The sequence below is a fragment of the Stenotrophomonas sp. LMG 10879 genome (assembly GCF_002750935.1).
Taxonomy (GTDB): Bacteria; Pseudomonadota; Gammaproteobacteria; order Xanthomonadales; family Xanthomonadaceae; genus Stenotrophomonas; species Stenotrophomonas lactitubi_B.
This window is the reverse complement of the sequence record NZ_PEJT01000002.1, coordinates 201,997-227,201: the sequence shown is the minus strand read 5'-3', so window position 1 is coordinate 227,201 and position 25,205 is coordinate 201,997. Positions and strand designations below refer to the sequence as shown.

The window sequence follows — 25,205 nt, the reverse complement described above, 5'->3', positions numbered from 1 at the left end:
ATCTTCACGGCCCGAAAAAAAACCCCGCCGAAGCGGGGTTTTCAACGCACTATCGAGTGGATCACTCGGCCGGAACGATGTTCGAGGCCTGGGCGCCCTTCGGGCCCTGGGTCACGTCGTAGGTGACCTTCTGGCCTTCCTGCAGACTGCGGAAGCCCTTGGAGTTGATCGCGGAGAAGTGCGCGAAGACGTCGGCGCTGCCGTCCTCCGGCGAGATGAAGCCAAATCCCTTGGCGTCGTTGAACCACTTGACGGTACCGTTCGGCATGGTGATGCGTGACCTTATGCAATGAATGGGTGGTGTACGCTGAACCCGCGCACAAGCTGAGTATGCAAAGCTTGTTACGCGAAGACAATCACCCCCGCGCCAATTCGCCGACCAGTTCCGGAAGTCCGTTGCTGGCGGCCTGCACATTGGCCAGTACTTCGGCCATGGTGATTTCCTCGCCGTCACCGCACCCGGCGGCCCAATTGGCAACGATCGCCAGGCAGGCATAATCCAGCCCCAGCTCGCGTGCCAGCGCCGCTTCGGGCATGCCGGTCATGCCCACCAGGTCGCAGCCATCGCGGCGCATGCGCGCGATTTCAGCGATGGTTTCCAGTCGCGGGCCCTGCGTTGCGCCATAGCAACCGCCGTCGTGGACCTTCACACCGGTTACCTTCGCTGCCGCCAGGATCTTGCTGCGCAGCATCGGCGTGTACGGATGGCCAAAGTCGACGTGCACCACGTCGGTGCCCTCTTCCTCGCAGATCGTGCTGATCCGGCCCCAGGTGTAATCGATTACCTGATCCGGACAGGCCAGCACACGCGGTCCGAAGTCGTCACCGATGCCACCCACGGTATTCAGTGCCAATACCCGTTGCGCGCCGATCTGCTGCAGCGCGGCCAGGTTGGCGCGGTAGTTGATCTTGTGCGGCGGCAGCGAATGACCTTCACCGTGGCGCGCCAGGAAAGCCACGCGATGACCGAGCAATGTCCCGACCCGCACCGGGCCGGACGGCTGTCCGAAACGGGTCGAGACTTCGTGGGTCTGCACGTCGTCAAGCTTGGCCAGGTTGTAGACACCGGTGCCGCCAATCACGGCCAGGGCGATCTGTTGCATGAAAAGCACTCCAGAGAAAAAAGAACGCCGGCACCCGAGGATGCCGGCGGCAGGAAACGCAGGCCGCAGGCGGCCGCGTTGTTATTCCTTCATCGCGTAGATGGCCGGCACGCAGCGCAGGGTTTCGTTGACGTCCATGCCGAAACCGAACACGTAGCGATCCGGCAGTTCGATGCCGGCGTAGTCGGCGGTGACGTCCGGCAGCGCGCGGTCGTGCTTCTTCACGGTCATCGCGGCAATGCGCACGTCGGTCGCGCCCTGCTCCAGGCACCAGGTGCGCACGCCCTGCAGGGTGTAACCCTCGTCGAGGATGTCATCGACCAGCAGCACGCGACGGCCGAACAGCGCGGTGGCCGGCTTGTGCTTCCACACCAGGTCACCGCCGGTGGTCTCGCCGCGGTAACGGGTGGCGTGCAGGTAATCGAACTGCACGTCCTGGCCACGCGCGCCCAGTTCCAGTGCCAGCTGGCCTGCGAACGGCAGCGCACCATGCATGATCGACAGGAACAGCGGCACCTCGCCCTGGTAATCGCGCGCGATGGCGTCGGCGATGCCGGCAATGGCCTTGTCGATGGTGGGACGGTCGACCAGCAGGTCGGCTTGGGCCAGGGCCTGGGAAATGGTGAGGTTCGGCATCAGACGGTTCTTCCAAGGGTTTGAAGCAGACGGGATTGGGTGTCGCCATGGCGGGCATCGGCCAGCAGGCCATCCCAGCCAAGTGCGCCGCGGCCGAGCAGGCCCAGCAGCGCAGCGGTATTGAGGGAGCGTCCCTGCACCGCGTGCAGGGCTTCATCGACCAGTTCCGGGTGGCAGACCAGCACCACGTCGCAGCCGGCATCCAGGTGCGCGTGCACGCGCGCCGGCACGCCACCGGCGCTGTGCGAGGCGGCCATGCCGATGTCATCGGAGAACACCACGCCGCGGAAGCCGAGTTCGTCACGCAGGATCTGCTGGATCCAGCGCGGCGAGTAGCCAGCCGGTTCCGGCGCAACCTGCGGATAGATCACGTGCGCCATCATCACCGCATCGGCGCCGGCGGCGATACCGGCCGCGAACGGGACCAGATCCTGTGCGCGCAGTTCGTCCAGCGCACGCGGATCGATCGCGGTATCCACATGGGTGTCTTCCAGCACGGTGCCATGGCCGGGGAAATGCTTGAGGGTGGCGGCCATGCCGACCGCGTGCATGCCACGCACATAGGCGGCGGTGAACGCGGCCACGACCTGCGGGTCTGCACTGAAGGCACGGTTGCCGATGGCGCGATTGCCACGGCCAAGGTCGACCACCGGCGCGAAGCTCAGGTCCACACCGCTGGCGCGCACTTCGCTGGCCATCAGCCAGGCGTGCTGCTCGGCAAGTGCCAGCGCAGCGTCGGGATCCCTGGCGTACTGGACACCAATGTCCTGCAGCGGCGGCAGCTCGCTGAAGCCCTCACGGAAGCGCTGCACGCGCCCCCCCTCCTGGTCCACGCAGATCAACTGCGGACGCGGAGCGGCAGCGCGGATCGCCGCCGACAGTTCGGTCACCTGCTGCCGCGAAGCGAAGTTGCGCTTGAACAGCACCACCCCGGCCACAGCATCGTGCTGCAGCCAGTCACGTTCCTGGGCGGTCAGTTCAGTACCGGCAACGCCGATCAGCAGCATGGTCGATCTCCACAACGGGCGCCCGCATGGCGCAGTGCCGCATTGTCGCAGAACCGGCCAACAGGCGCAGTGGTCAAAAAAGGGGACGGAGGGGATTAACGCGCAATCGGCCCACTGGTGCCGAATACGACTTGATCCCCCCCGTCCCCTGTTGCGGTCCGGTCAGACCTTGCAGCCGTCCGCGCCGCAGGCGTCGTCGCTGCCATCCGCGGCACCCTGCGCGCCCTGCCCTGCCGCCTGCTCGGCGGCAATCTGGCGCAGCGCGTTGGCGAAGGCTTCCGGCGGCTGGGCGCCGGATACAGCCCAGCGACCGTCGATGACGAAGGTGGGCACCGAGGAGATACCCAGCGCATGGGCCTGCGCCAGGCCCGCTTCCACTTCGGCCAGGCCACGATCGCCGGCCAGCATCTGCTGGATCTCGTCTGCAGCCAGGCCACCCGCAGCGCCGGCCTCGACCAGCACTGCCGGGTCGGCCAGATTCTGTCCATGCTCGAAGTGGGCGCGGAACAGCGCCTCGCCGACCGCCTCCTGCACGCCGTTCTGGCCCGCCAGCCACAGCAGGCGATGCGCCGGCAGCGTGGTTACCCGCACCTGGCCCTGGCTGAAGTCCATCGGCAGGCCCTCGGCCCGCGCGGTGGTCTGGGTCTGGCCAAGAATCTGCTCGGTGCGCTCGGCACCGCCGAACTTGCGCACATAGGCCTCGCGCAGCGGCACCGGGGTGGCGTCCGCATCCGGGTCGAGCTGGAACGGCTGCCAGTGGATCTCGAGTTCGGGCGCGTCGGCGCCCAGCAACTGCACACCCTGCTGGAAGCGATGCTTGCCGATCCAGCACCAGGGGCAGACCACGTCGGAGTAGATGTCGATTCTCATCCCTGCGACATGTGGCCTGCTCGCCCCGAAAAAAGGGGGACGGAAGGAATGTCGCTATTCCGTTCGCCCCACTTCAGGATTTCACCACTGTGAATAGGGATTGTTGGCCAGCGCCACGTTGTAGTAGCGCGCGTCGTCGGTGACCTCGGCGCCGACCCAGTCCGGCAGGTCGATGGCCTGGTCGGCGCTGTCGAGTTCGACTTCGGCGACCACCAGGCCGGCGTTGTCACCCAGGAACTCGTCCACTTCCCAGGTCAGGCCGGCGTACGCGACCAGATGCCGGCGCTTGTCGATCAGGCCGCCGACGCACAGCGCCAGCAGGTCGCGCGCATCCTGCACCGGGATCGGGTAGTCGAACTCCTGCCGGGTATGGCCCAGCGTTCGCGACTTCAGGTTCAGTGCGGCCTTCTCGCCTTCGATGCGGACCCGCACCGAGGCGTTCTGGGTGCCGCGGTCGAGCGCGCCCAGATCGTTGATGTAGCCCTGCGCCATCGGGATGACCCGGTGCGCGGCGGTGCGCCACCCATCATGGGTGACGAGGAATTTGCGTTCGATTTCGATGCCCATGGGCACAGTATGCGGCTCACGCCAGATGCTGCCTATCAGCGCGGCGACAGGCACGACTACACTGCGCAGCCCCCAACCAAGGAAGGGTCGCCCATGGCACTTTCCCGTCGTCTTCGTCGCTGTCTTGCCCTGTCGGCACTGCTGCCGTGTGTGGCCGCCAATGCCGCATCAACGGCGATGCCATCGCTGCAGCAGGCACAGGCCGCGATGGACCGGATGTTCGATCAGGCCATTGCCGATCGCCCCGCCAGCGACAGCAGCCGCCTGGTTGCCGAGACCTTCCGGCCCCGCCTGCAGGCCCTGGACAGCTGCGCAGCCGCCGAGGCCGGCGATGCCGTCGACTGCATCGCCACCGCCAACGCAGGCATCAACTCGCGACCGCAGCTGCTGCGGCTGGCCCTGGTGGCCGGCGTGTGGACCCTGCCTGACCAGCGCGATGTCCCAGTTCCGGCGCCGCCGAAGGATCGGGTGCAGGCCCTGCTGCGGGAACGGATCGCCGCACAGGCGCAGCAGCAGGCCGACCCCGCCCTGCGCACGCGCTACGCGCAGGCGGCCGGCACTCTGCAGGTGCAGGACGTGAGGAACTGCGACGTCGCCAGCGACAGGGCCGTCATCGAATGCACGGTGCGCGCGGGCGACGGCAGCGAGCACGGCGAGCAGTCGATGGCCTTCGTGCGCGTGGACGGCCAGTGGCAGAACGCCCCGGCCGACTGAGCGCGTTGCCTGCGTGCAGGCAGCAAGGCAGGCGCCGGGTAGACCCCGGCGCCGCAGGCATCAACGCTTTTCGAACACCGCGATGCTTTCCACGTGCGCGGTATGCGGGAACATGTCCATCGCACCGGCGCTGACCAGGGTGAAGCCCTGTTCGTTGACCAGGTAGCCGGCATCGCGGGCCAGCGAGCCCGGATGGCAGCTGACATAGACGATGCGCTTGAACTGCTTCAACGGCAGCTGCTGCAGCACTTCGATGGCGCCGGAACGCGGCGGATCCAGCAGCAGCTTGTCGAAGCCCTGGCGCATCCACGGCGTGCTGCGCTGGTCCTGGGTCAGGTCGGCGCTGTAGAACTGCGCGTTGGCCAGTCCGTTGCGCTCGGCGTTTTCACGCGCACGCGCCACCAGCCCGGCATCACCTTCCACGCCCACCACTTCGCGCACCTTGCGTGCCAGCGGCAGGGTGAAGTTGCCCAGGCCACAGAACAGGTCCAGCACGCGCTCGTCGGCACCCGGCTCAAGCAGGTCCAGCGCGTGGGCGATCATCTTCTCGTTGAGCTTGGCATTGACCTGGATGAAATCCAGCGGACGGAATGCCAGTTCGACATCCCACGGCGCCAGCCGGAACGACAGCGCCACGCCCTGCCCGTCCAGCGGCTGCACGGTGTCCACGCCACCCGACTGCAGGTAGATGACAAAGCCCTGCTGCTGGCCAAAGGCCGCCCAGGCAGCGCGATCAGCGTCACTCAGCGGCTGCAGGTGGCGCACGGTCAGTACCACCGCCTGGTCACCGGCGATGAATTCGATCTGCGGAATGTCGCGTTTGCCGTCCAGCGATTCGATGAAAGTCGACAGCACCTCCACCTTGGTGCCGATCTCCGGGATCACGGTCAGGCACTGCTGCAGGTCCGCGACGAAACGCGGATCCTGTTCACGGAAGCCGACCAGGGTCTTGTCCTTCTTCTCGACCCGGCGCACCGAGAACCGGCCCTTGCGGCGATAGCCCCAGCTGTCGCCGACCAGCGGCGGCAGCACGGTGCCCGGCTTCACATGGCCGATGCGCTCCAGGTTGTCCATCAGCACGCGCTGCTTGGCGACGATCTGCTGGTCTTCATCCAGGTGCTGCAGCACGCAGCCGGCGCAGGTTCCGAAATGCGGGCACTTGGGGGTCACCCGCTGCGGCGAGGCCTGCAGCACCTGCACCGTGCGCGCCTCATCGAAGTGGCGGCTGCGGGCGGTCTGTTCGGCCATCACCACTTCGCCCGGAAGGGCGCCGCTGATGAAGGTGACCTTGCCGCCCTCGCCTTCACGGCGGGCAACACCGCGGCCATCATGGCTGAGGTCGAGGATCTCGGTCTGGAAGGGAGTACGGTCGATGCGGGAGCGGGATCGGGCCACGTGGCAACAGGCTGCGGGCAAAAGTGGGGCGGTATTGTCGCAGATCCTGACCGGCGGGGCCGCTGGCCGCTTGCGCCCGCCGCCGCCGTGCTTGATGATTGACCCCAGCTGACATGGAGGCAGCCCTGATGCAGATGACCCCGCGGGCCAGTCGACCCCGCTTCCTGCTTGTCGAGGACGACATCATCAGCCGCGGTTTTTTCAAAGCGGCGTTGGAAACGTTACCAGCGGATGTGGACACCGCCGACTCACTGGCCAGCGCCTTGGCGCGCGCCGAGCCCGGTGCCCACGATCTGTGGCTGATCGACGTCAACCTGCCCGATGGCAATGGTGCCCAGCTGTTGCACCAGCTGCGCCGCTCGCACCCGGACACCCCGGCGCTGGCGCACACCGCCGACGGCGATGCCGCCATTCACGCACGCCTGCGCGAGGCCGGCTTCAGCGACACCCTGGTCAAGCCGCTGGGCCGCGACCAGCTGCTGAAGGCGGTCCGCCGTGCGCTGGTCAACAGCCCTGCCGGTTCCACGGTGCCGCCGGCGGCGGTCGAGCTGGCGCTGGAGGACTGGGACGAAACCGCCGCCCTGGCCGCGCTCAATGGCCAGCGCAACCACCTGATCGCCCTGCGCGAGTTGTTCCTGGCCGAACTGCCGGGCGTGCGCGACGCGGTCGAACAGGCCGTGGACCAGCACGACGAGCGCCAGCTGCGCAGCCAGTTGCACCGGTTGCAGGCCAGCTGCGGGTTCGTGGGTGCCGCGCGACTGGCGCGGGCGGTGCGGCAGCTGCATCACATGCCCGAATCGGGGCAGGCACAAGCGGGGTTCCGCGCCGCCGTAGCGGCCCTGCTGCACTGAGGGGTTCGGCCGGGCTGCGCCCGGCACCCGCCGAGGCAACGGCCGGAGCAACGGCAACAGCCAAAGCGGCTTCCTGCGGGATGGCGGGGCGGCATGGGCTGGCAGGACACGCCGTAAACCCGTCCCTGGGGGCTCGATGGCGCCATCCATGGCGCCAACGGTCCTGCCAGCCCATGCCGCCCCACCCCTGACAGTTTCCCGATGGCTGGTAGATTCACGCCATGCGTGGATGAATCTCCAACGAAATCGAAGATTTCGACAATTGAACGAAGAGCATCCACGCATGGCGTGGATCTACGTGTCGACCAAGGTCGACACCTACCAGAGCCGGAAGCCGTTCCGACAGCTCGCGGACAATTGTCGAAGGCGGGGTGGGTCCGGTGGCAGGGGCGTGAGCCGCATGGATGCGGCGACCGAGCCTACAGGGACGTATTTACGGCGTCCCCTGCCACCGGACCCACCCCGCCTACCCACGGATAGCCAGCTCTTGCCGTTGACGTTGACGTTGACGTTGATTCGGCAGGTGCAGGGCTGCAAGACCTGCCGAACACCCCTCAACGCCTGGGCGCGAGCTGCTCCAGCATCTCCCACGACTTCAAGCCACGCGCGCCAAGGTGATGAGCCAGCACCCGCCGCATCGGCAGGCGCAGGCTGGCCAGATCGGCTGCGTCGGGTTCGTCGTCGGCTGCCAGCGCCAACAGCGCCGAGCCGGTAGCCGCCGCCCGACGCTCGCCGCCACGCTCACTGAGCAGGCGCTGCGGTCCTTCCTGCGGGTCCAGTTCATAGCGTGCCGCCGGGTCGATCGGCTGGCCATCGCTGGCGGTCTCCAGATCGAAGCCCACACCCAGCGCTGCCAGCAGCTCGCGCTCGAAACGACGCAGGGTCCAGGCCAATCCGGCACCCACAGCCAAGCGCGCACGCGCTTCGCCGTAGGCCAGGTACAACTCCGGCAACGGATCCTGGCGTGGCGCCAGCCGCAGGGTCAGTTCACTCAGATAGAACCCGGCCAGCATGGCCTGGCCAAGCAGGCGCGGCGCCACATCCAGCGCTTCAGCACCGCGCAGCTGGGCCAGTTCGCCACGCTGCAGCGCGCTGAAGCGGATCCACTGCAGGGGCTGCAGGGCCGCTCGCAGCACCTGGCCCTTGGCAGTGGAAACGCCACGCGCAAGCAGGCCGATACGGCCGTGCTCGGCGCTCAATACCTCGACCAGCAGGCTGGTCTCGCGATAGGCCCGCGCATGCAGCACGAAGCCGGTGTCGTCCTCGATCAGCATCGAAGCGACCGTCGCGGCTTATTCGTAGCCGAAGGCCTTCAGCGCGGCCTCGTCATCGGACCAGCCCTCACGCACGCGCACCCAGGTTTCCAGGAACACCTTGGCACCGAACAGACGCTCCATCTGCAGGCGGGACTTGGCCCCGATCTCCTTCAGGCGGGTGCCGCCCTTGCCGATCACGATCGCCTTCTGGCCTTCGCGCTCGACCCAGATCACCGCACCGATGCGCAGCAGGTTGCCGTCCTCGGTGAAGCGCTCGATCTCCACCGTAGTGGCGTACGGCAGCTCTTCGCCCAACTGGCGCATCAGCTGTTCACGCACCAGTTCGCCGGCCAGGAAGCGCTGGCTGCGGTCGGTGATTTCGTCTTCGCCGAACATCGGCGGGGCTTCCGGCAACAGTGCCAGCACGTCGCGGACCAGGGCTTCCAGGCCGTTGCGCTTCTGCGCCGAAATCGGATGCACCGACGAGAAGTCACGGCCGGCGGTCACTTCCTGCAGGAACGGCAGCAGTGCACCCTTGTCCTTCATGCGGTCGATCTTGTTGACCACCAGCACCACCGGGATACCGGCGTCGCGCAGCACGTTGAAGGCCAGGCTGTCCTCTTCGTCCCAGCGTCCGGCTTCGATCACCAGCAGGCCGGCGTCGACGCCTTCCAGCGAACCGCGCGCGGCGCGGTTCATGACCCGGTTCATCGCACGCTTCTGCACCTTGTGCAGGCCGGGCGTGTCGACCAGCACCAGCTGCCCTTCCGGGTAGGTGGCGATGCCCAGCAGGCGGTGACGGGTGGTCTGCGGCCGGTTGGACACGATGCTGACCTTGGCCCCGACCAGGGCATTGGTCAGGGTCGATTTGCCCACGTTCGGGCGGCCGATGACGGCCACGCTGCCGCAATGATGGGGAGTTTGTTCGCTCACTTGGAATCCAGTTGTTCAAGGACGGCCGCAGCCGCTTGTTGTTCGGCAATCCGCCGCGAGGAGCCTTCGCCCTCGGTGCTGGCGGCGGGGTCGGCTACGTTGCAGCGTACCCGGAAGTGTTTGGCGTGGTCGTCACCGGATTCTGACACCAGTTCGTACTGGGGCAACGCCTTCTGTCGGCCCTGCAGCCATTCCTGCAGGCGCGTCTTGGGGTCCTTCTCCGGTCGCCCGGTGGCCGGCAGCGCCTCCATCGAGGCGGCAAACCAGGGCAGGACCATCGCCCGGCAGGCTTCAAAGCCGGCATCCAGGTAGATCGCCGCGACCACGGCCTCGAATGCATCGGCCAGGGTCGAGTCGCGCCGATGGCCGCCGGACTTCATCTCGCCGGGCCCCATGGTCAGCCGGTCACCCAGCTGCAGGGTGCGCGCGATCACCGCCAGTGCACCCTCGCGCACCAGCTCGGCGCGGGCGCGGGTCATCGCGCCTTCGTCCGCCTTGGGCCAGCGCAGGTACAACGCCTCGGCGACCATCATGTTGACGATGCTGTCGCCAAGGAACTCCAGCCGCTCGTTATGCGGCGCGCCGGCACTGCGATGGGTCAGCGCCTGCTTGAGCAGGCCTGGATCGCGGAAGGCGTGACCGATCAGGTCTTCACGTTGGAAAGATTTATTCGGCACCGCTACGGGTCAGGTCCTGGGAAGAATCGAATTTGCCAACCACATCCAGGTTGCCGACCAGTTGGCGGCGCACTTCGTAGTTGACCTTGAGGGTCCAGCCATTGTCGCGACGGTCGAACTTGACGTTGGCCGGCTTCACGTTGTCCGAGTAATTGATGTACAGCCGCTTGAAGAACAGCTCCTGGATGTTGGCCGGCGCCATGCTGCCGATACCGGGTTCCTTGGCCAGGCTCTTCATCGCCGAGCGCACCGCGTAGTACTCCTGGTACATCGGGAACAGCTTCATGCCGATGTAGAGGAAGAAGCCAACCACGATCAGGACCGTCAGGAACGAGGTCAGGGTCATGCCGCGCTGCGTGTTCATCGTCTTCATTGCGTTCTCCCCAGATACGCGAGTGGATGTGAAGTCAGTTGATGCTCGAGCCGATCCGCGACGGTTCGAAGCCGTCCTTGCAGAACCAGCCCTGGCAGTTCAGCCAGATCAGGAATGCCTTGCCGCGCAGGTTCTCTTCCGGCAGCAGGCCCCAGAAACGGCCGTCGTCGCTGTTGTCACGATTGTCGCCCATCACCAGGTACTTGCCGGCCGGCACGGTCCACTGGCCCTGGCCACGCGGATAGTCGGTCTCCAGCACGGTGTGGGTACGGCCCGGCAGGTGCTCGACCAGCAGGTTGGCGCCCTCGCCCTGGCCCTTGTGGCCGGCGTAGATACCCTTGTTGTCGTACTTCAGCGGCTCGCCGTTGAGGATCACGCCGTCGCCTTCGAACACGACGGTGTCGCCCGGCACGCCGATCACGCGCTTGATGAAGTTCTCGCCCTTGGCCGGGTCGTTGTCACCATGGCCGGGGAAGTGGAACACCACCACGTCGCCGCGGGCCGGATCGCCGACCGGCACGAAGCGGGTATTGGTGATCGGCAGGCGCAGGCCATAGGAGAACTTGTTGACCAGGATGAAATCGCCGATCAGCAGGTTCGGCATCATCGAGCTGGACGGGATCTTGTACGGCTCGGCGATGAAGCTGCGCACGATCAGCACGATCGCCAGCACCGGGAAGAACGCACGCGAGTAGTCCACCAGCACCGGCTCGGTGTCGAGCAGGCCGGCGCGCTGGGCGCGCCGCTTGGCCAGGTACAGCTTGTCGGCCAGCAGGATCAGGCCGGAGGCCAGGGTCAGCACGACCAGGAGGATCTCAAACAGTTTCATTCAGGGTCCTTTGCAACGTCACCGGACGATCGGCCCGAAGGCCGGTTTCGGGGCTTATTTGTTGTCCATCTGCAGCACGGCCAGGAAGGCTTCCTGCGGAATTTCCACGCGGCCGACCTGCTTCATGCGCTTCTTGCCTTCCTTCTGCTTTTCCAGAAGCTTCTTCTTGCGCGAAACGTCGCCACCATAGCACTTGGCCAGAACGTTCTTGCGCATGGCCTTGACCGTGGTGCGCGAGATGATCTGCGAGCCGACGGCCGCCTGGATGGCCACGTCGAACTGCTGGCGCGGGATCAGGTCCTTCATCTTCTCGCACAGCTCGCGGCCGCGACGATCGGCATGGCTGCGGTGCACGATCAGCGACAGCGCATCGACCTTGTCACCGTTGATCAGCACGTCAACGCGCACGAACGGACCGGCATCGAAGCGCACGAAGTGGTAGTCCAGCGAAGCATAGCCACGGCTGACCGACTTCAGCTTGTCGAAGAAATCCAGCACCACTTCGGCCATCGGCAGCTCGTAGCTGATCTGCACCTGGCTGCCCAGGTAGTTGATGCCGAGCTGGCTGCCGCGCTTTTCTTCGCACAGCTTGATGATGTTGCCGATGTACTCCTCGGGGGTGAGCACGTTGGCGCGGATGATCGGCTCGCGGATCTCCTGCACATGGTTCACCGGCGGCAGCTTGGCCGGGTTGTCCATGTTGATGATCGTGCCGTCGGTCTTCAGGACTTCATACACCACCGTCGGCGCGGTGCTGATCAGGTCCAGGTTGTATTCGCGTTCCAGGCGTTCCTGCACGATTTCCATGTGCAGCATGCCGAGGAAGCCGCAGCGGAAACCAAAGCCCATCGCTTCGGAACTTTCCGGCTCGAAGCGCAGCGCGGCATCGTTCAGGCGCAGCTTGTCCAGCGCTTCGCGCAGGTCCGGGTAATCCTCGGCATCGACCGGGAACAGGCCGGCGAACACGCGCGGCTGCATTTCCTGGAAGCCCGGCAGCGGCTTCGGCGCCGGGTCGGCAGCGAGGGTGAGGGTGTCACCGACGGGCGCGCCATGCACGTCCTTGATGCTGGCGGTGACCCAGCCCACTTCGCCCGCGCGCAGTGCCGGCAGCACCTTGCGCTTGGGGGTGAACACACCGACGTTGTCGACCTGGTGGTTGCGGCCGGTGGACATCACCTGCAGCTTGTCGCCGGCCTTGATCTCGCCCTGCATCACGCGCACCAGCGAGACCACGCCCAGGTAGTTGTCGAACCACGAGTCGATGATCAGCGCCTGCAGCTTGTCGGTATCACGCGGCACCGGCGGCGGAATGCGATGCACGATCGCTTCCAGCACGTCGACCACGTTCAGGCCGGTCTTGGCACTGACCGGGACCGCGTCGCTGGCATCGATGCCGATCACGGCCTCGATCTCGGCCTTGGCGCGCTCGATATCGGCGGTGGGCAGGTCGATCTTGTTGATCACCGGCACCACTTCCAGCCCCTGCTCCACTGCGGTGTAGCAGTTGGCCACCGACTGCGCTTCCACGCCCTGGGCCGCATCTACCACCAGCAGCGCGCCCTCGCAGGCGGCCAGCGAGCGGCTGACTTCATAGGAGAAGTCGACGTGGCCGGGGGTATCGATGAAGTTCAGATGGTAGGTCTGGCCGTCCTTCGCCACATACGGCAGCGACACCGACTGCGCCTTGATGGTGATGCCACGCTCGCGCTCGATCGGGTTGGAGTCGAGCACCTGCGCTTCCATCTCGCGGGCCTGGAGGCCGCCACAGAGCTGGATGATACGGTCGGCCAGCGTGGACTTGCCGTGGTCGACGTGGGCGATGATGGAGAAGTTGCGGATGTTCCGCATCGAATCAGAGGACATAGAGAGGTGGCGGCGGCGCGCGGCGTCGTCAGGGTAACGGTCGATTATCGCATGCCCGGAGGGTGACCGCGTGGTTGACCTGTCCGGGCAAGCCCCGGAATGGCCGAAGCCCCGCCGGGGCGGGGCTTCGGGGATACCACATGGGCCGCCGTGAAGGCGGCCATCCGTTCTTACGGGCCGGCCTTGACCGCCACGAAGGCGCTGTTGCCGCTGCCGGTACGGACCAGCAGCATGACCACGTCACCCTTCTTGTACCCGGCAAGTGCACGGTTCAGGGTTTCCACGCTGCCGACCGGGGTGCTGGCCACCTGCAGGATCACCATGCCGCCGGACAGGCCGGCATCCCGGGCACCCTCGCCCTTCACTGCGGTGATGCGGACGCCTTCGCCCGTCTCCAGGCCCAGCTGCTTGCGCTGCGGCGCAGTCAGGTCGGCAACCTCCAATCCCAGCAGGGCATTGGCGCCGGTCTGCGGGGCTGCCGTGTCATTGCCTGCGGACGGGCTGCGGGCGTTGCCCTGCGCATCCTCGGCCAGGGCCGTCAGGGTCGCGCTCAGGTCACGCGGCTTGCCGTCGCGGATCACGCCCAGGGTGACCCGGCTGCCCGGCGCCATCGCACCGATCAGTGGCGGCAGATCGGACCAGCTGTTGACCGGCGCGCCGTTCACCGTGCGGATCACGTCACCGATCTTGACCCCGGCCTTGGCCGCAGCGCTGTCCGGCACGATCTGGTTGACCAGCGCGCCGCGGCTGTCGGGCAGGCCCATGGCCTGTGCCTTCAGGCCGTCGATCTCCTGCACCACCGCGCCGAGCTGGCCACGGGTGACCTTGCCGGTCTTCTTGATCTGCTCGACCGCGCTCATCGCCAGGTCGATAGGGATCGCGAAGCTGATGCCCATGTAGCCGCCCGAGGCCGAGAAGATCTGCGAGTTGATGCCGACCACTTCACCACGGGTATTCAGCAACGGGCCGCCGGAATTGCCCTGGTTGATCGCCACGTCGGTCTGGATGAATGGCACATAGCGCTGATCCGGCCCACCGGTGTTGCGGCCGAGGGCACTGACCACGCCAGCGGTAACCGAGTGGTCGAGGCCGAACGGTGAACCGATCGCGACAACCCACTGGCCGGGCTTCAGGCTGTTGGAATCCCCCACGCGCACGGTCGGCAGGTTCTTGCCGTCGATCTTCAACAGGGCCACGTCGTACTGCTGGTCGCTGCCGACCACCTTGGCGGTGAACTCGCGACGATCGCCGAGCTTGACCTTCACTTCGCTTGCGTCGGCGACCACGTGGTAGTTGGTCAGCACGTAGCCGTCAGGCGAAATGATGAAGCCCGAGCCCATCCCGCGGCCCTTGATGCTGGGCCCGCCGTCCTGGCCGCCGGGCCCCTGCCCGGGCATCGGGAAATCCGGGCCGAAGAAGCGGCGGAAGAACTCGGGCATCTCGTCATCGCCCGGGCCCATGCCGCCGCGTGCCTGTCGGTTGCTGCGGACAATGGTGGTGTCGACGTTGACCACGCCGGGGCCAACCTGTTCCACCAGATTGGTGAAGTCAGGCAGACCGCTGACCAGCGGTTGCGCCGGTGCGCGCGGCGCCGCAGCGGCGGCGGCGGCCTGCGGCGGGGCGGTCGGCGCCGCCGGTTGGGCGCAGGCCACCAGCGGCAGGGTCAGGGCGAACAGGCCAATGGCCTGTGTGCGGAGTCGGGGAGTCATCGGACGGCAACCTCCGGGTCGGATGGAAAGGGAAAGAAGCGCCCCGCTGGCGGCGGGGCGTGTGACGTTACCCGGCTCAGTCGCGCGGGCGCTGCGGCGCCGGCAGATCATCCTGCAGGCGCGGCTCGAACGGATAGAACGCGGCGCCACCGGCATGGGCAGGGAAGCTGGCATTGAGAGCGCCACCGGCGGCGGGCGCCAGGCTGGAGCGCGGCCACGGCCGTGCCTGCAGGCTGCCGACCTCGCCAAATGGCAGGTTGCGCGCGCTACCGGCCGGCATGGTCGGGGTCAGCGGCGCCTGGCTGGCGACCGCGCGCAACGGGGTGTCATCGCGCTGGGCCACGCGTGCGGCCTGCTGGCTGCGGGTGGCGCTGGCGCGGCGCACGTCCTGGCGACGGCTGGCGGCGGCCATGGCCACCGCCGGCACGCTGGCCACGGCCATCGCGGCGGTGTCCACCGACGCCTCGGTGACAGCCGCAGGCTGCCCGGATGCCGGCGGCAACTGCGCCTGGCTGGCGATCACCTGCGGTGCGGAGACATCGACGGGCGGCGCCTCCTGCAGCTTTTCGCGGCCGACGAACAGCGCCACGGCGGCAACCGAAGCCGCCAGTGCGCCGCCACCCCAGGCACGCCAACCACTGCGGCGGGCCTGACGCTTCGGCTCGGCCTGCTGCGCAGGCTCGGCGGCGATGGCGGCAGCCACGGCGGCACTGAAACCGGCCGGTGCCAGCAGTGACGCCTGGCCACGCATGACGTCACCCAGCAGCTGCCAACGTTCCTGGCAGCCGGCCAGTTCCGGATCGTGTTCCATGCGGCGCACCAGGAAGCGCGCCTCGTCTGCCCCCAGCTCGCCGTCGACCAGCGCCGACAACTGCTGGCGATGGCGTTCGTCCAGGCGTTGCCCGGCGGGAGACTGGTGGTTGTGCGATTCGTTGTTCGGAATGCGGGTCATATACGGCTCTTCTCGCGGGTGGCGCTGCCGATGTCCAACAGCGGCCGGAGTTCGGTGTCGATCGCCTCGCGCGCCCGGAAGATCCGGGAACGCACGGTGCCGATCGGGCACCCCATCTTCTGCGCGATTTCCTCGTAGCTCAGGCCTTCCACCTCGCGCAGGGTGATCGCTGACCGGAGTTCTTCCGGCAGCGCGTTGACGGCCTTCATCACCGTCTGTTCCAGCTCCTGGCGCATCAACTCGCGCTCCGGCGTGTCGGTGTCGCGCAGGCGTGTGCCACTGTCGAACTGCTCGGCGTCACCGATGTCGATGTCATCGGTCGGCGGGCGGCGATTGTGCGAAGCCAGATGATTTTTGGCGGTATTCACGGCGATCCGATGCAACCAGGTTGAGAACTGGGCGTCGCCACGGAAGCTTCCAATCGCACGGTAGGCACGGATGAAAGTGTCCTGGGCCACGTCCTGACATTCACTCCAGTCGGCGATGTAGCGACCGACCAGGGCCACGACCCGATGCTGGTACTTGCGCACCAGGACATCGAAGGCGGCACTCTCGCCGTGCTGCACGCGCCGGACCAGTTCCAGATCCAGCTCCTGTGGTGTATCAACATCGGCCATGAGGGGCCGCACTCCTGTCAGCCCAACCGACGTCGGGCAATGAGACTGCCAATCCCGGGAAAAGTTCAGTCGCCGATCACCTGGCGCCGCACCAGCTTTTAACCACCGTTCCGTTAACGTTCCGGTCCAAGGCCTGCGATCCGGGGCGCCACACCCCTGCTATTGGGATTTGACGCGGGGGAAACAACCTCTGGATCATAGCCCCCTTCTCCATACACAACCGGATGGAACGTCCATGCTCTCAAGCTTCGATGGTCTCCGCTTCAGCCACTGGCACCCCGAGATCCGCGACGATGGCGTGGTGGTCCTCTCCCTTGATCGTCAGGACAGCAGTGTCAACGCAATGTCGCAGGATGTCCTGCTGGAGCTGGGCGATCTGCTTGAGCGCATCGCCATGGACCCGCCCAAGGGCGTGGTGATCCAGTCGATCAAGAAGGCAGGCTTCATCGCCGGTGCCGACCTGAAGGAATTCCAGGAGTTCGATCGCCGCGGCACGGTCAACGATGCCATCCGTCGTGGCCAGTCGACCTACCAGAAGCTGGCCGAGCTGCCCTGCCCGACCGTGGCCGCCATCCATGGCCATTGCCTGGGCGGCGGCACCGAGCTGGCCCTGGCCTGCCGCTATCGCGTCGCGTCCAATGACAGTTCCACCCGCATCGGCCTGCCGGAAACCCAGCTGGGCATCTTCCCGGGCTGGGGTGGCAGCGCGCGCCTGCCGCAGCTGGTCGGCGCACCCGCGGCGATGGACATGATGCTGACCGGACGCACGTTGTCGGCCTCGGCCGCACGCGGCATCGGCCTGGTCGACAAGGTGGTGGCACCGGCCGTCGTGCTCGACACCGCGGTGGCGTTGGCGTTGTCCGGCACCACCCGTCCGTTCAAGCAGCGCGCGACGGCGTGGGCGACCAATACCTGGCTTGCACGCCAGCTGCTGGCACCGCAGATGGTCAAGCAGGTTGCGCGCAAGGCGAAGAAGGACCAGTACCCGGCGCCGTATGCGTTGATCAGCACCTGGCAGCGCAGCGGCGGCAAGCCGGTGCAGGCACGCCTGGATGCCGAACGACGCGCGGTGGTGAAGCTGGCCAGCACGCCGACCGCGCGCAACCTGATCCGCATCTTCTTCCTCACCGAACGCCTGAAGGGCCTCGGTGGTGGAGATTCCGGCATCCGCCACGTGCACGTGGTCGGTGCCGGCGTGATGGGCGGTGACATCGCAGCGTGGGCCGCCTACAAGGGCTTCGACGTGACCCTGCAGGACCGCGAGCAGCGTTTCATCGACCCCGCCATGGAACGCGCGCAGGCACTGTTTGCCAAGAAGGTGCGTGACGAGAGCAAGCGCCCGGCCGTAGCCGCGCGTCTGCGTGCGGACCTGGAAGGCAACGGCGTGGCCCAGGCCGATCTGGTGATCGAAGCGATCATCGAGAACCCGGAAGCCAAGCGTGCGCTGTACCAGACGCTGGAGCCGAAGATGAAGCTCGACGCGCTGCTGACCACCAACACCTCGTCGATTCCGCTGGTGGAACTGCGCGATCACATCCAGCGTCCGGCGCAGTTCGCCGGCCTGCATTATTTCAACCCGGTGGCGCAGATGCCGCTGGTGGAGATCATCCATCACGACGGCATGGCCGCTGAGACCGAGCGTCGCCTGGCGGCCTTCTGCAAGGCGCTGGGCAAGTTCCCGGTGCCGGTGGCCGGCACCCCCGGCTTCCTGGTCAACCGCGTGCTGTTCCCGTACATGCTGGAAGCCGCCACCGCGTATGCCGAAGGCATTCCGGGGCCGGTGATCGACAAGGCGGCGGTGAAGTTCGGCATGCCGATGGGCCCGATCGAACTGATCGACACCGTGGGCCTGGACGTGGCCGCTGGCGTGGGCAAGGAACTGGCACCGTTCCTGGGCCTGCAGATTCCGGCGGCGCTGCAGGCGGTGGAACCGGACAAGCGCGGCAAGAAGGATGGCCAGGGCATCTACACCTGGGAAAACGGCCGGGCCAAGAAGCCGGACGTGGCGCGCGACTACCAGGCGCCTGCCGATCTGGAAGATCGCCTGATCCTGCCGCTGTTGAACGAGGCAGTGGCGTGCCTGCACGAGGGCGTGGTGGCCGACGCGGACCTGCTGGATGCGGGCGTAATTTTCGGTACCGGTTTCGCACCGTTCCGCGGCGGTCCGATCCAGCACATCCGTGCGGTCGGTGCCGATGCCATCGTGGAGCGACTGAAGGCGTTGCAGCAGCGTCACGGCGACCGCTTCGCCCCGCGCCCGGGCTGGGACAACCCGCTCCTGCGCGAACCGGTGGTGTAACGGCCGGGCCTGCGGCCCGGCACCCGCAGAGGCAACAGCTACAGCTACAGCTACAGCAGAAGCCAGAGCCAAAGCGGCTCTGGCTTTTCTGTTTGTTGGGCGGGGCGATGTGGGTTGGCAGGACACGCCGTAAACCCATCCCTGGGGGCTCGATGGCGCCATCCATGGCGCCAACGGTCCTGCCAACCCACACCGCCCCACCCCTGACAGTTTCCCGGTGACGGTTGGTGAACTGCGATTGCTGGTAGATGTCGACCTTGGTCGACACACTTGATCCACGCCATGCGTGGATGCGAGCGAAGCGACCAGCGTTTGATTTTGATTTTCTTTTTTCTTCTCCGTGGCTGGACGGCACACGGAAACTGTCAGAGGTCGGGCGGGGTGGGTTCGCGGGGGTGTCCGCGGCATGGATGCCGCGGCCAAGCCTCCAGGGACGGATTCACGGCGTCCCCCGCGAACCCACCCCGCCCGGCCAAGCGCGGCTTTTGAATTTGCTTCTGCCTTACGCGCGACCAACCAACCAACAGCCACGAGGGGCTGCGCCGTTGGCTGGAACAACCTGTTACCCGAACGGGGAATGCCACCGTAACGACAGCGTGCGATCCTGACCGCCTTGATCCCTGCCAGCGAGAACGCCCGCATGACCACCATCATCGCCCCGCGCGTACACGACATCGGCGGCCTGGAAGTGCGCCGTGCAGTGCCCACCCTGCAGGCCCGCAGCATCGGCTCGTTCGTGTTCGTCGACCAGATGGGCCCGGCACTCATGCACCCCGGTACCGCCATCGACGTGCGCCCGCATCCGCATATCGGCCTGGCCACCGTCACCTACCTGTGGTCGGGCGCCATCGGCCACCGCGACACGCTGGGCTCGGACCAGGTGATCCGCCCCGGCGACGTCAACTGGATGACCGCCGGCCGCGGCATCGCCCATTCCGAGCGCACGCCACAACCGGACCGCGACCATGACAACCCGATCCACGGTATGCAGACCTGGGTGGCGTTGCCGAAGTCGCATGAGGAAATCGAACCGGCGTTCTACCACCACGCGGCCGCCACGCTGCCCGAGCAGCGTCGCAACGGCGCCTGGCTGCGGGTGATCGCCGGACGCGCCTATGGCGAGGAGTCGCCGGTCAAGGTGTTCGCCGATACGCTCAACGTGGCGATCGATCTCGACCCGGATGCAGAGATCGACATCGATGACGGTCACCGCGAGCGTGCGCTGTACATCCTCGAAGGCGAAGCGCAACTGGATGGCGTGGACATTCCCGCCCAGCACCTGGTGATTCCCGAAGCCGGTGCGCGTGGCCGCCTGCGCGCGAAGACGCCGGTAAAGGCGATGCTGTTCGGCGGCGAGCCGCTGGATGGGCCGCGCCATCTGTGGTGGAACTTCGTGTCCAGTTCGAAGGAACGTATCGAGCAGGCCAAGCACGACTGGGAAGCCGGACGTTTCGGCACCATTCCCGGCGACGACAAGGAATTCATTCCCCTGCCCGAGCATTGAGCATCGCGTGTTGCACACATCCGAGGGTGTATCCCTGCACCCGGCGTTGACGCTACAGTCACCCGCTGATCACTGAAATGTGACATAAATCACACTTTCGACCGTCAAAGGAGTGCAACACATGAGCATGGGTAAACGCTTGTCCGCCGAGTTCCTCGGCACGTTCTGGCTAGTTCTGGGTGGCTGTGGCAGTGCCGTGCTCGCCGCCAAGTTCGGTGGCGACAGCAATCCGCTGGGTATCGGTTTCCTCGGCGTGGCGCTGGCCTTCGGCCTGACCGTGGTGACCGGCGCCTACGCGTTCGGCCATATCTCCGGTGCGCACTTCAATCCGGCGGTCAGCGTGGGCCTGTGGGCCGGCGGCCGCTTCCCGACCAAGGATCTGCTGCCCTACATCATTGCCCAGGTGGCCGGCGGCCTGCTGGCGGGTTTCATCCTGCTGCAGATCGCCTCCGGTGCCAGCGGCTTCGCCGTTGATGGCAGCCAGGCCGGTGCGTTCGCCAGCAACGGCTATGGTGCGCTGTCGCCCGGTGGCTACAGCGTGGCAGCCGCGTTCCTGTGCGAAGTGGTGCTCACGGCGGTGTTCCTGATCGTGATCATGGGCGCGACCCATGGCAAGGCGCCGGCGGGCTTCGCGCCGCTGGCCATCGGTCTGGCCCTGACCCTGATCCACCTGATCAGCATTCCAGTCACCAATACCTCGGTGAACCCGGCCCGCTCCACGGCGGTGGCCTTCTTCGCCGGCAGCGGCGCCACCGGCCAGCTGTGGCTGTTCTGGGTCGCCCCGCTGCTGGGCGGTGCGATCGGCGGCATCATCTACAAGTGGATCGGCAACGACCGCTGAGCCGTGACCGTGCCATTGCGGCCGCGCTCCGGCCGCAATGGTTACGGATGTAACCGCGATTTGTGCGATCGCTCACGTTCCGTTAAGGTCTGGTCATCCGCCCGTGCTTGTGCCGGGCAGGACGGCATCCGGGGATGGGATGCCTCGGCCGCCGGTGACGCCGGCGGTGCCAACGACACGCCACCTTGGGGGATGCATGAAGTTCGCGCCTGTTGTTTTGTCGAGCCTGCTGTTCGTTGCGGCGTCTGCCTGCGCGCAGGCCCCGGTCGAATGCCCTTCGTTGCCCGCCAGCAGCGGCCTGCAATGGCAGCAGCAGGCACAGTCCGGTTTCCTGGTCTGCCGCGCGGCCACCAGTGATGGTCGTGAAGTGCTGAGCCTGATGCTCAGCCAGCGCGATCCGGGCATTCCGCTGACCCGCTCGCTGCGCCAGGAAAAGGGCAGCTTTGCCGGTGAATCGATGTACTGGTACCAGCCGGATCTTGGCGGCCAGCAGCCGCCGGGCTATGCCGAGCGCCGCATCAGCGTGGTCAAGCTGGACAAGGGCCGCTACGCGCAGATCGCGCTGTATCCTGACAGTTCGCAGGAACTGGGCACGCTGCAGCAGCTTGCGCAGGGCATGAACCTGACGCCGTCTGCCGTGGCCGACGGCCGCTGAGAGGGTGCGGGGATGACTGCTTGGCAGCGTCCCCGCAGGATCCGGCACACCCGGCATCCGCCGGGCATGGCCCGGCGCTACCGCTCAGAACCTGCCTTCCTGGAAATCAACGAAAGCCTGCATCAGTTCTTCGCGGGTGTTCATCACGAACGGGCCGTGGCGCATCACCGGCTCGCGCAGCGGTCGACCCGCCACCAGGATCAACCGCGCACCGTCAGCACCTGCCGACAGATGCAGCTGCTCGCCGCCGCCCAGCACCGCCAGTTCCTGCCGTGCCACGTCGCGCGCAGCATCCTGCTCACCCACCGTCAGCGCGCCTTCGAACACATAGACGAACGCGTTGTGGCCTTCCGGCAGCACATACGTCCAGGCGCGGTCGGCGGCCAGTTCGATATCCAGGTACAGCGGATCGGTGGCGGGCTGCGCGATCGGGCCCGCCGTGCCATCGACCGTGCCGGCGATCACCTTGACCTGCACGCCTTCGGCCGGCCGCACCACCGGAATCTTTTCCGGAGCGAATTCCTGGTACTTCGGCGCGGTCATCTTGTCGCGCGCCGGCAGGTTCACCCACAACTGGAAGCCGCGCATCTGCCCGCTTTCCTGCTCGGGCATCTCCGAATGCACCAGGCCACGGCCGGCGGTCATCCACTGCACGCTGCCCGGGGTCAGCAGGCCTTCGTTGCCGTGATTGTCGCGATGCCGCATGCGGCCATCGAGCATGTAGGTAACGGTCTCGAAACCACGATGCGGATGCTCCGGGAAACCGGCGATGTAGTCCTCGGCGCGATCGGTGCCGAATTCATCGAGCAGCAGGAACGGATCGAGGTCGGGCAGCGACGGGCCGCCGATGACCCGGGTCAGGCGAACACCGGCACCGTCGGAGGTGGGCATGCCACGGATGGTGCGCAGGACGCGGACCGGCTCGGGAAGGCTCATGGTGACTCCTGTTGGATGGATGCCGGTAAAAATGGACGCTGCAGCGCGCAACGCCAATGGATGCCGTCGCAACCGATTGTTCCATCCCTGGTGTTCGCCGCGCGTCATGTCCGCACGCCGGCACCGCCTGCGTTGTGGGCAGCGAGGAAACATCGCCACCTGCCACACCCATGTACGACCAAAGTACTACCGCAGAATGGTCCCGTGCACATTGACCCTGCCAGGGGCACGCGGGACTCTTTGCCTGTCTTTCCGGGAGAGAGCACCTCATGAAAGGTTTTTCCAAAATAGGCTGGGCGGCCCTCGCCCTGCTCGGCGCGTTCTGCCTGGGTACGGTGGCGCTGCGGCGCGGTGAGCACATCAACGCGTTGTGGATCGTGGTGGCGGCGGTATCGCTGTACCTGGTCGCCTACCGCTTCTACAGCCTGTTCATCGCCGACAAGGTGATGCAGCTCGATCCGACCCGGGCCACCCCGGCGGTGATCAACAACGATGGCCTGGATTACGTGCCGACCAACAAGCACGTGCTGTTCGGCCACCACTTTGCCGCCATTGCCGGTGCTGGTCCGCTGGTCGGCCCGGTGTTGGCCGCGCAGATGGGCTACCTGCCCGGCCTGCTGTGGCTGGTGGTCGGCGTGGTGCTGGCCGGCGCGGTGCAGGACTTCATGGTGCTGTTCCTGTCCAGCCGCCGCAACGGCCGCTCACTGGGTGACCTGGTGCGCGAGGAGATGGGCCAGGTGCCCGGTACCATCGCCTTGTTCGGTGCCTTCCTGATCATGATCATCATCCTGGCCGTGCTGGCGATGGTGGTGGTCAAGGCGCTGGCGGAAAGCCCGTGGGGCATGTTCACGGTGATCGCCACGATGCCCATCGCGATCCTGATGGGCGTGTACATGCGCTACATCCGGCCGGGCAAGATCGGTGAGATCTCGGTGGTCGGCCTGGTGCTGCTGCTGGCCGCGATCTGGTTCGGTGGCAAGGTGGCGGCAGACCCGACCTGGGGCCCAGCCTTCACCTTCACCGGCACCCAGATCACCTGGATGCTGATCGGCTACGGTTTCGTCGCCTCGGTGCTGCCGGTGTGGCTGCTGCTGGCACCGCGCGACTACCTGTCGACCTTCCTGAAGATCGGCACGATCATCGCGCTGGCCATCGGCATCCTGGTGGTGATGCCGGAACTGAAGATGCCGGCGCTGACCCAGTTCGCTGCCAGCGGCGACGGCCCGGTGTGGAAGGGCGGGATGTTCCCGTTCCTGTTCATCACCATCGCCTGCGGCGCGGTGTCGGGCTTCCATGCACTGATCTCTTCGGGTACCACACCGAAGCTGCTGGCCAATGAAGCGCACATGCGCTACATCGGCTACGGCGGCATGTTGATGGAGTCGTTCGTGGCGGTGATGGCACTGGTGGCCGCCTCGATCATCGATCCGGGCATCTACTTCGCCATGAACAGCCCGGCGGCGGTAATCGGTGCCGACGCGGCCTCGGCCGCGCACTACATCACCAATACCTGGGGCTTCACCATCACCCCCGAACAGCTGACGGCCACGGCCGCAGCGATCGGTGAACCGACCATCCTGCATCGTGCCGGTGGTGCGCCGACGCTGGCGGTGGGCATCGCGCAGATCCTGCATGAGGCGATCCCCAGCAGCAGCGACGCGATGATGGCGTTCTGGTACCACTTCGCCATCCTGTTCGAAGCACTGTTCATCCTCACCGCTGTGGATGCGGGTACCCGTGCCGGTCGCTTCATGCTGCAGGACCTGCTCGGCAACTTCGTTCCTGCGCTGAAGAAGACCGAGTCGTGGACCGCGAACATCATCGGTACTGCCGGCTGCGTGGCGCTGTGGGGCTACCTGCTGTACACCGGCGTGGTCGATCCGTTCGGCGGCATCCAGACGTTGTGGCCGTTGTTCGGCATCTCCAACCAGATGCTGGCAGGCATCGCGCTGATGCTGGGCACGGTGGTGCTGTTCAAGATGAAGCGTGACCGCTACGCGTGGGTCACTGCAGTGCCTGCGGTGTGGCTGCTGATCTGCACCACCTATGCCGGCTTCATCAAGATCTTCGACAGCAACCCGGCGCAGGGCTTCCTGGCCCAGGCACACAAGTTCCAGGACGCCCTGGCCAGCGGCACCATCACCGCACCGGCCAAGTCGGTCGCACAGATGCAGCAGATCGTGGTCAATGCGTACGTCAACACCGGCTTGACTGCGCTGTTCTTGCTGGTGGTGGCGTCGGTGCTGGTGTATTCGATCAAGACGATCGTGGCGGCGCGCCGCAATCCGCAGCGCAGCGACCGCGAGACCCCGTACGTGGCCCTCAAGCCGCATGAAATGGTGGACCTGTAATGAGTACGCAACTGGTTCCGGTGGGGCAGTACCAGGCGCATCGCCGCCTGTGGCGACGCCTGGTGCAGACGGCACGGCTGTGCTGTGGCATTCCCGACTACGACAACTATGTGCGGCATGTGCGGGAGAAGCATCCGGACCGCGAGCCGATGGACTACAAGACGTTCTTCCGCGAGCGGCAGGAAGCGCGGTATGGCGGGCGCAACGGTGGTCGCTGCTGTTGAGGTTCTCGGTGGGTGCCGGGCTTGCAGCCCGGCGCCCGCAGAA

Annotated in this window: 25 protein-coding genes; 8 read left to right on the top strand and 17 right to left on the bottom strand. The window is 66.4% G+C overall.

All coding sequences use genetic code 11. The annotated features are described in order from the left end of the window. Positions 1–61: 61 nt before the first annotated feature. From CR919_RS03845 to CR919_RS03820, 6 genes are all read right to left on the bottom strand, one after another. Positions 62–268, bottom strand: coding sequence for a cold-shock protein (locus CR919_RS03845; protein WP_019183439.1), 207 nt, complete (start codon positions 266–268; stop codon positions 62–64). A gap of 88 nt (positions 269–356) precedes the next feature. Continuing rightward, positions 357–1,103, bottom strand: a complete 747-nt coding sequence (locus CR919_RS03840; RefSeq protein ID WP_099818943.1) for an S-methyl-5'-thioinosine phosphorylase — start codon at positions 1,101–1,103, stop codon at positions 357–359. Between the two features lie 81 nt (positions 1,104–1,184). Further along, on the bottom strand, positions 1,185–1,739 hold the full coding sequence (locus CR919_RS03835) for a hypoxanthine-guanine phosphoribosyltransferase (RefSeq protein ID WP_025879180.1): 555 nt from the start codon (positions 1,737–1,739) through the stop codon (positions 1,185–1,187). After that, the gene (nagZ, locus tag CR919_RS03830; RefSeq protein WP_099818942.1) at positions 1,739–2,746 is read right to left on the bottom strand and encodes a beta-N-acetylhexosaminidase; all 1,008 of its coding nucleotides are present in this window, start codon (positions 2,744–2,746) and stop codon (positions 1,739–1,741) included. The genes CR919_RS03835 and nagZ overlap by 1 nt, the downstream gene beginning before the upstream one ends. A gap of 162 nt (positions 2,747–2,908) precedes the next feature. Beyond that, positions 2,909–3,616, bottom strand: a complete 708-nt coding sequence (locus CR919_RS03825; protein WP_099818941.1) for a DsbA family oxidoreductase — start codon at positions 3,614–3,616, stop codon at positions 2,909–2,911. An 81-nt stretch (positions 3,617–3,697) separates the two neighbouring features. Then, positions 3,698–4,183: a CYTH domain-containing protein gene (locus CR919_RS03820; RefSeq protein ID WP_099818940.1), complete on the bottom strand. Its 486-nt coding sequence runs from the start codon at positions 4,181–4,183 to the stop codon at positions 3,698–3,700. 93 nt (positions 4,184–4,276) lie between these two features. On the opposite strand from CR919_RS03820, the gene CR919_RS03815 reads away from it, so the two are divergent. Then, positions 4,277–4,897 (top strand): hypothetical protein, encoded by a 621-nt coding sequence (locus CR919_RS03815; RefSeq protein WP_133119587.1) that lies wholly within the window; start codon positions 4,277–4,279, stop codon positions 4,895–4,897. 60 nt (positions 4,898–4,957) lie between these two features. On the opposite strand, the gene rlmD is transcribed toward CR919_RS03815, so the two are convergent. Continuing rightward, a complete protein-coding gene (rlmD, locus tag CR919_RS03810; RefSeq protein WP_099818938.1) occupies positions 4,958–6,292 on the bottom strand; it encodes a 23S rRNA (uracil(1939)-C(5))-methyltransferase RlmD in 1,335 nt (444 codons plus the stop codon). Between the two features lie 128 nt (positions 6,293–6,420). On the opposite strand from rlmD, the gene CR919_RS03805 reads away from it, so the two are divergent. After that, complete coding sequence (locus tag CR919_RS03805; RefSeq protein WP_099819109.1) at positions 6,421–7,143, top strand: response regulator; 723 nt, start codon at positions 6,421–6,423, stop codon at positions 7,141–7,143. 554 nt (positions 7,144–7,697) lie between these two features. Here the strand turns inward: CR919_RS03805 and recO are convergent. From recO to rpoE, 9 genes are all read right to left on the bottom strand, one after another. Then, complete coding sequence (gene recO / locus CR919_RS03800) at positions 7,698–8,417, bottom strand: DNA repair protein RecO (RefSeq protein ID WP_099818937.1); 720 nt, start codon at positions 8,415–8,417, stop codon at positions 7,698–7,700. A gap of 18 nt (positions 8,418–8,435) precedes the next feature. Further along, on the bottom strand, positions 8,436–9,332 hold the full coding sequence (gene era, locus CR919_RS03795) for a GTPase Era (RefSeq protein WP_025877117.1): 897 nt from the start codon (positions 9,330–9,332) through the stop codon (positions 8,436–8,438). Further along, the gene (gene rnc, locus CR919_RS03790; protein ID WP_099818936.1) at positions 9,329–10,009 is read right to left on the bottom strand and encodes a ribonuclease III; all 681 of its coding nucleotides are present in this window, start codon (positions 10,007–10,009) and stop codon (positions 9,329–9,331) included. The genes era and rnc overlap by 4 nt, the downstream gene beginning before the upstream one ends. Beyond that, positions 9,999–10,382 carry a DUF4845 domain-containing protein gene (locus CR919_RS03785; protein WP_025877113.1) on the bottom strand — a complete coding sequence of 128 codons (384 nt, stop codon included), beginning with the start codon at positions 10,380–10,382 and terminating at the stop codon, positions 9,999–10,001. Before CR919_RS03785 ends, rnc begins: the two co-directional genes overlap by 11 nt. Positions 10,383–10,416: 34 nt before the next feature. Continuing rightward, on the bottom strand, positions 10,417–11,211 hold the full coding sequence (lepB, locus tag CR919_RS03780; protein ID WP_025877111.1) for a signal peptidase I: 795 nt from the start codon (positions 11,209–11,211) through the stop codon (positions 10,417–10,419). A gap of 54 nt (positions 11,212–11,265) precedes the next feature. After that, a complete protein-coding gene (gene lepA / locus CR919_RS03775) occupies positions 11,266–13,059 on the bottom strand; it encodes a translation elongation factor 4 (RefSeq protein ID WP_162291979.1) in 1,794 nt (597 codons plus the stop codon). A gap of 185 nt (positions 13,060–13,244) precedes the next feature. Next, positions 13,245–14,783, bottom strand: coding sequence for a DegQ family serine endoprotease (locus tag CR919_RS03770; RefSeq protein ID WP_099818935.1), 1,539 nt, complete (start codon positions 14,781–14,783; stop codon positions 13,245–13,247). Between the two features lie 76 nt (positions 14,784–14,859). After that, positions 14,860–15,735, bottom strand: coding sequence for a sigma-E factor negative regulatory protein (locus tag CR919_RS03765; RefSeq protein ID WP_099818934.1), 876 nt, complete (start codon positions 15,733–15,735; stop codon positions 14,860–14,862). After that, positions 15,732–16,352, bottom strand: coding sequence for an RNA polymerase sigma factor RpoE (gene rpoE / locus CR919_RS03760; RefSeq protein WP_025877103.1), 621 nt, complete (start codon positions 16,350–16,352; stop codon positions 15,732–15,734). Before rpoE ends, CR919_RS03765 begins: the two co-directional genes overlap by 4 nt. 235 nt (positions 16,353–16,587) lie before the next feature. Here rpoE and CR919_RS03755 point away from each other — a divergent pair, with 235 nt between their 5' ends. From CR919_RS03755 to CR919_RS03740, 4 genes are all read left to right on the top strand, one after another. Continuing rightward, on the top strand, positions 16,588–18,651 hold the full coding sequence (locus CR919_RS03755) for a 3-hydroxyacyl-CoA dehydrogenase NAD-binding domain-containing protein (RefSeq protein ID WP_099818933.1): 2,064 nt from the start codon (positions 16,588–16,590) through the stop codon (positions 18,649–18,651). Positions 18,652–19,291: 640 nt separating this feature from the next. Continuing rightward, complete coding sequence (locus CR919_RS03750; RefSeq protein ID WP_099818932.1) at positions 19,292–20,155, top strand: pirin family protein; 864 nt, start codon at positions 19,292–19,294, stop codon at positions 20,153–20,155. A 121-nt stretch (positions 20,156–20,276) separates the two neighbouring features. Continuing rightward, on the top strand, positions 20,277–20,996 hold the full coding sequence (gene aqpZ, locus CR919_RS03745) for an aquaporin Z (protein WP_099818931.1): 720 nt from the start codon (positions 20,277–20,279) through the stop codon (positions 20,994–20,996). A 196-nt stretch (positions 20,997–21,192) separates the two neighbouring features. Continuing rightward, the gene (locus CR919_RS03740) at positions 21,193–21,651 is read left to right on the top strand and encodes a hypothetical protein (RefSeq protein ID WP_099818930.1); all 459 of its coding nucleotides are present in this window, start codon (positions 21,193–21,195) and stop codon (positions 21,649–21,651) included. A gap of 84 nt (positions 21,652–21,735) precedes the next feature. Here CR919_RS03740 and CR919_RS03735 read toward each other — a convergent pair whose 3' ends face one another. Continuing rightward, positions 21,736–22,587, bottom strand: coding sequence for a pirin family protein (locus CR919_RS03735; RefSeq protein WP_099818929.1), 852 nt, complete (start codon positions 22,585–22,587; stop codon positions 21,736–21,738). Between the two features lie 269 nt (positions 22,588–22,856). Between CR919_RS03735 and CR919_RS03725 the strand changes: the two genes are divergently transcribed. Further along, entirely contained in the window at positions 22,857–24,938 is a 2,082-nt protein-coding gene (locus CR919_RS03725) for a carbon starvation CstA family protein (protein ID WP_025877093.1), read from the top strand. Continuing rightward, positions 24,938–25,162, top strand: a complete 225-nt coding sequence (locus CR919_RS03720; protein WP_089236433.1) for a CstA-like transporter-associated (seleno)protein — start codon at positions 24,938–24,940, stop codon at positions 25,160–25,162. Before CR919_RS03725 ends, CR919_RS03720 begins: the two co-directional genes overlap by 1 nt. Positions 25,163–25,205: the final 43 nt, after the last annotated feature.

Excerpts from the sequence above, each read along its gene's own strand:
- CR919_RS03805 (WP_099819109.1), top strand. The coding sequence starts at position 6,421 with ATGCAGATGACCCCGCGGGCCAGTCGACCCCGCTTCCTGCTTGTCGAG.
- CR919_RS03725 (WP_025877093.1), top strand. The coding sequence starts at position 22,857 with ATGAAAGGTTTTTCCAAAATAGGCTGGGCGGCCCTCGCCCTGCTCGGC.
- CR919_RS03835 (WP_025879180.1), bottom strand. The coding sequence starts at position 1,739 with ATGCCGAACCTCACCATTTCCCAGGCCCTGGCCCAAGCCGACCTGCTG.
- CR919_RS03825 (WP_099818941.1), bottom strand. The coding sequence starts at position 3,616 with ATGAGAATCGACATCTACTCCGACGTGGTCTGCCCCTGGTGCTGGATC.
- lepB (WP_025877111.1), bottom strand. The coding sequence starts at position 11,211 with ATGAAACTGTTTGAGATCCTCCTGGTCGTGCTGACCCTGGCCTCCGGC.
- CR919_RS03815 (WP_133119587.1), top strand. The coding sequence starts at position 4,277 with ATGGCACTTTCCCGTCGTCTTCGTCGCTGTCTTGCCCTGTCGGCACTG.
- CR919_RS03720 (WP_089236433.1), top strand. The coding sequence starts at position 24,938 with ATGAGTACGCAACTGGTTCCGGTGGGGCAGTACCAGGCGCATCGCCGC.
- lepA (WP_162291979.1), bottom strand. The coding sequence starts at position 13,059 with ATGCGGAACATCCGCAACTTCTCCATCATCGCCCACGTCGACCACGGC.
- CR919_RS03845 (WP_019183439.1), bottom strand. The coding sequence starts at position 268 with ATGCCGAACGGTACCGTCAAGTGGTTCAACGACGCCAAGGGATTTGGC.
- CR919_RS03755 (WP_099818933.1), top strand. The coding sequence starts at position 16,588 with ATGCTCTCAAGCTTCGATGGTCTCCGCTTCAGCCACTGGCACCCCGAG.
- CR919_RS03840 (WP_099818943.1), bottom strand. The coding sequence starts at position 1,103 with ATGCAACAGATCGCCCTGGCCGTGATTGGCGGCACCGGTGTCTACAAC.
- CR919_RS03785 (WP_025877113.1), bottom strand. The coding sequence starts at position 10,382 with ATGAAGACGATGAACACGCAGCGCGGCATGACCCTGACCTCGTTCCTG.
- recO (WP_099818937.1), bottom strand. The coding sequence starts at position 8,417 with ATGCTGATCGAGGACGACACCGGCTTCGTGCTGCATGCGCGGGCCTAT.
- CR919_RS03820 (WP_099818940.1), bottom strand. The coding sequence starts at position 4,183 with ATGGGCATCGAAATCGAACGCAAATTCCTCGTCACCCATGATGGGTGG.
- CR919_RS03770 (WP_099818935.1), bottom strand. The coding sequence starts at position 14,783 with ATGACTCCCCGACTCCGCACACAGGCCATTGGCCTGTTCGCCCTGACC.
- CR919_RS03735 (WP_099818929.1), bottom strand. The coding sequence starts at position 22,587 with ATGAGCCTTCCCGAGCCGGTCCGCGTCCTGCGCACCATCCGTGGCATG.
- CR919_RS03765 (WP_099818934.1), bottom strand. The coding sequence starts at position 15,735 with ATGACCCGCATTCCGAACAACGAATCGCACAACCACCAGTCTCCCGCC.
- CR919_RS03740 (WP_099818930.1), top strand. The coding sequence starts at position 21,193 with ATGAAGTTCGCGCCTGTTGTTTTGTCGAGCCTGCTGTTCGTTGCGGCG.
- aqpZ (WP_099818931.1), top strand. The coding sequence starts at position 20,277 with ATGAGCATGGGTAAACGCTTGTCCGCCGAGTTCCTCGGCACGTTCTGG.
- CR919_RS03750 (WP_099818932.1), top strand. The coding sequence starts at position 19,292 with ATGACCACCATCATCGCCCCGCGCGTACACGACATCGGCGGCCTGGAA.
- nagZ (WP_099818942.1), bottom strand. The coding sequence starts at position 2,746 with ATGCTGCTGATCGGCGTTGCCGGTACTGAACTGACCGCCCAGGAACGT.
- rpoE (WP_025877103.1), bottom strand. The coding sequence starts at position 16,352 with ATGGCCGATGTTGATACACCACAGGAGCTGGATCTGGAACTGGTCCGG.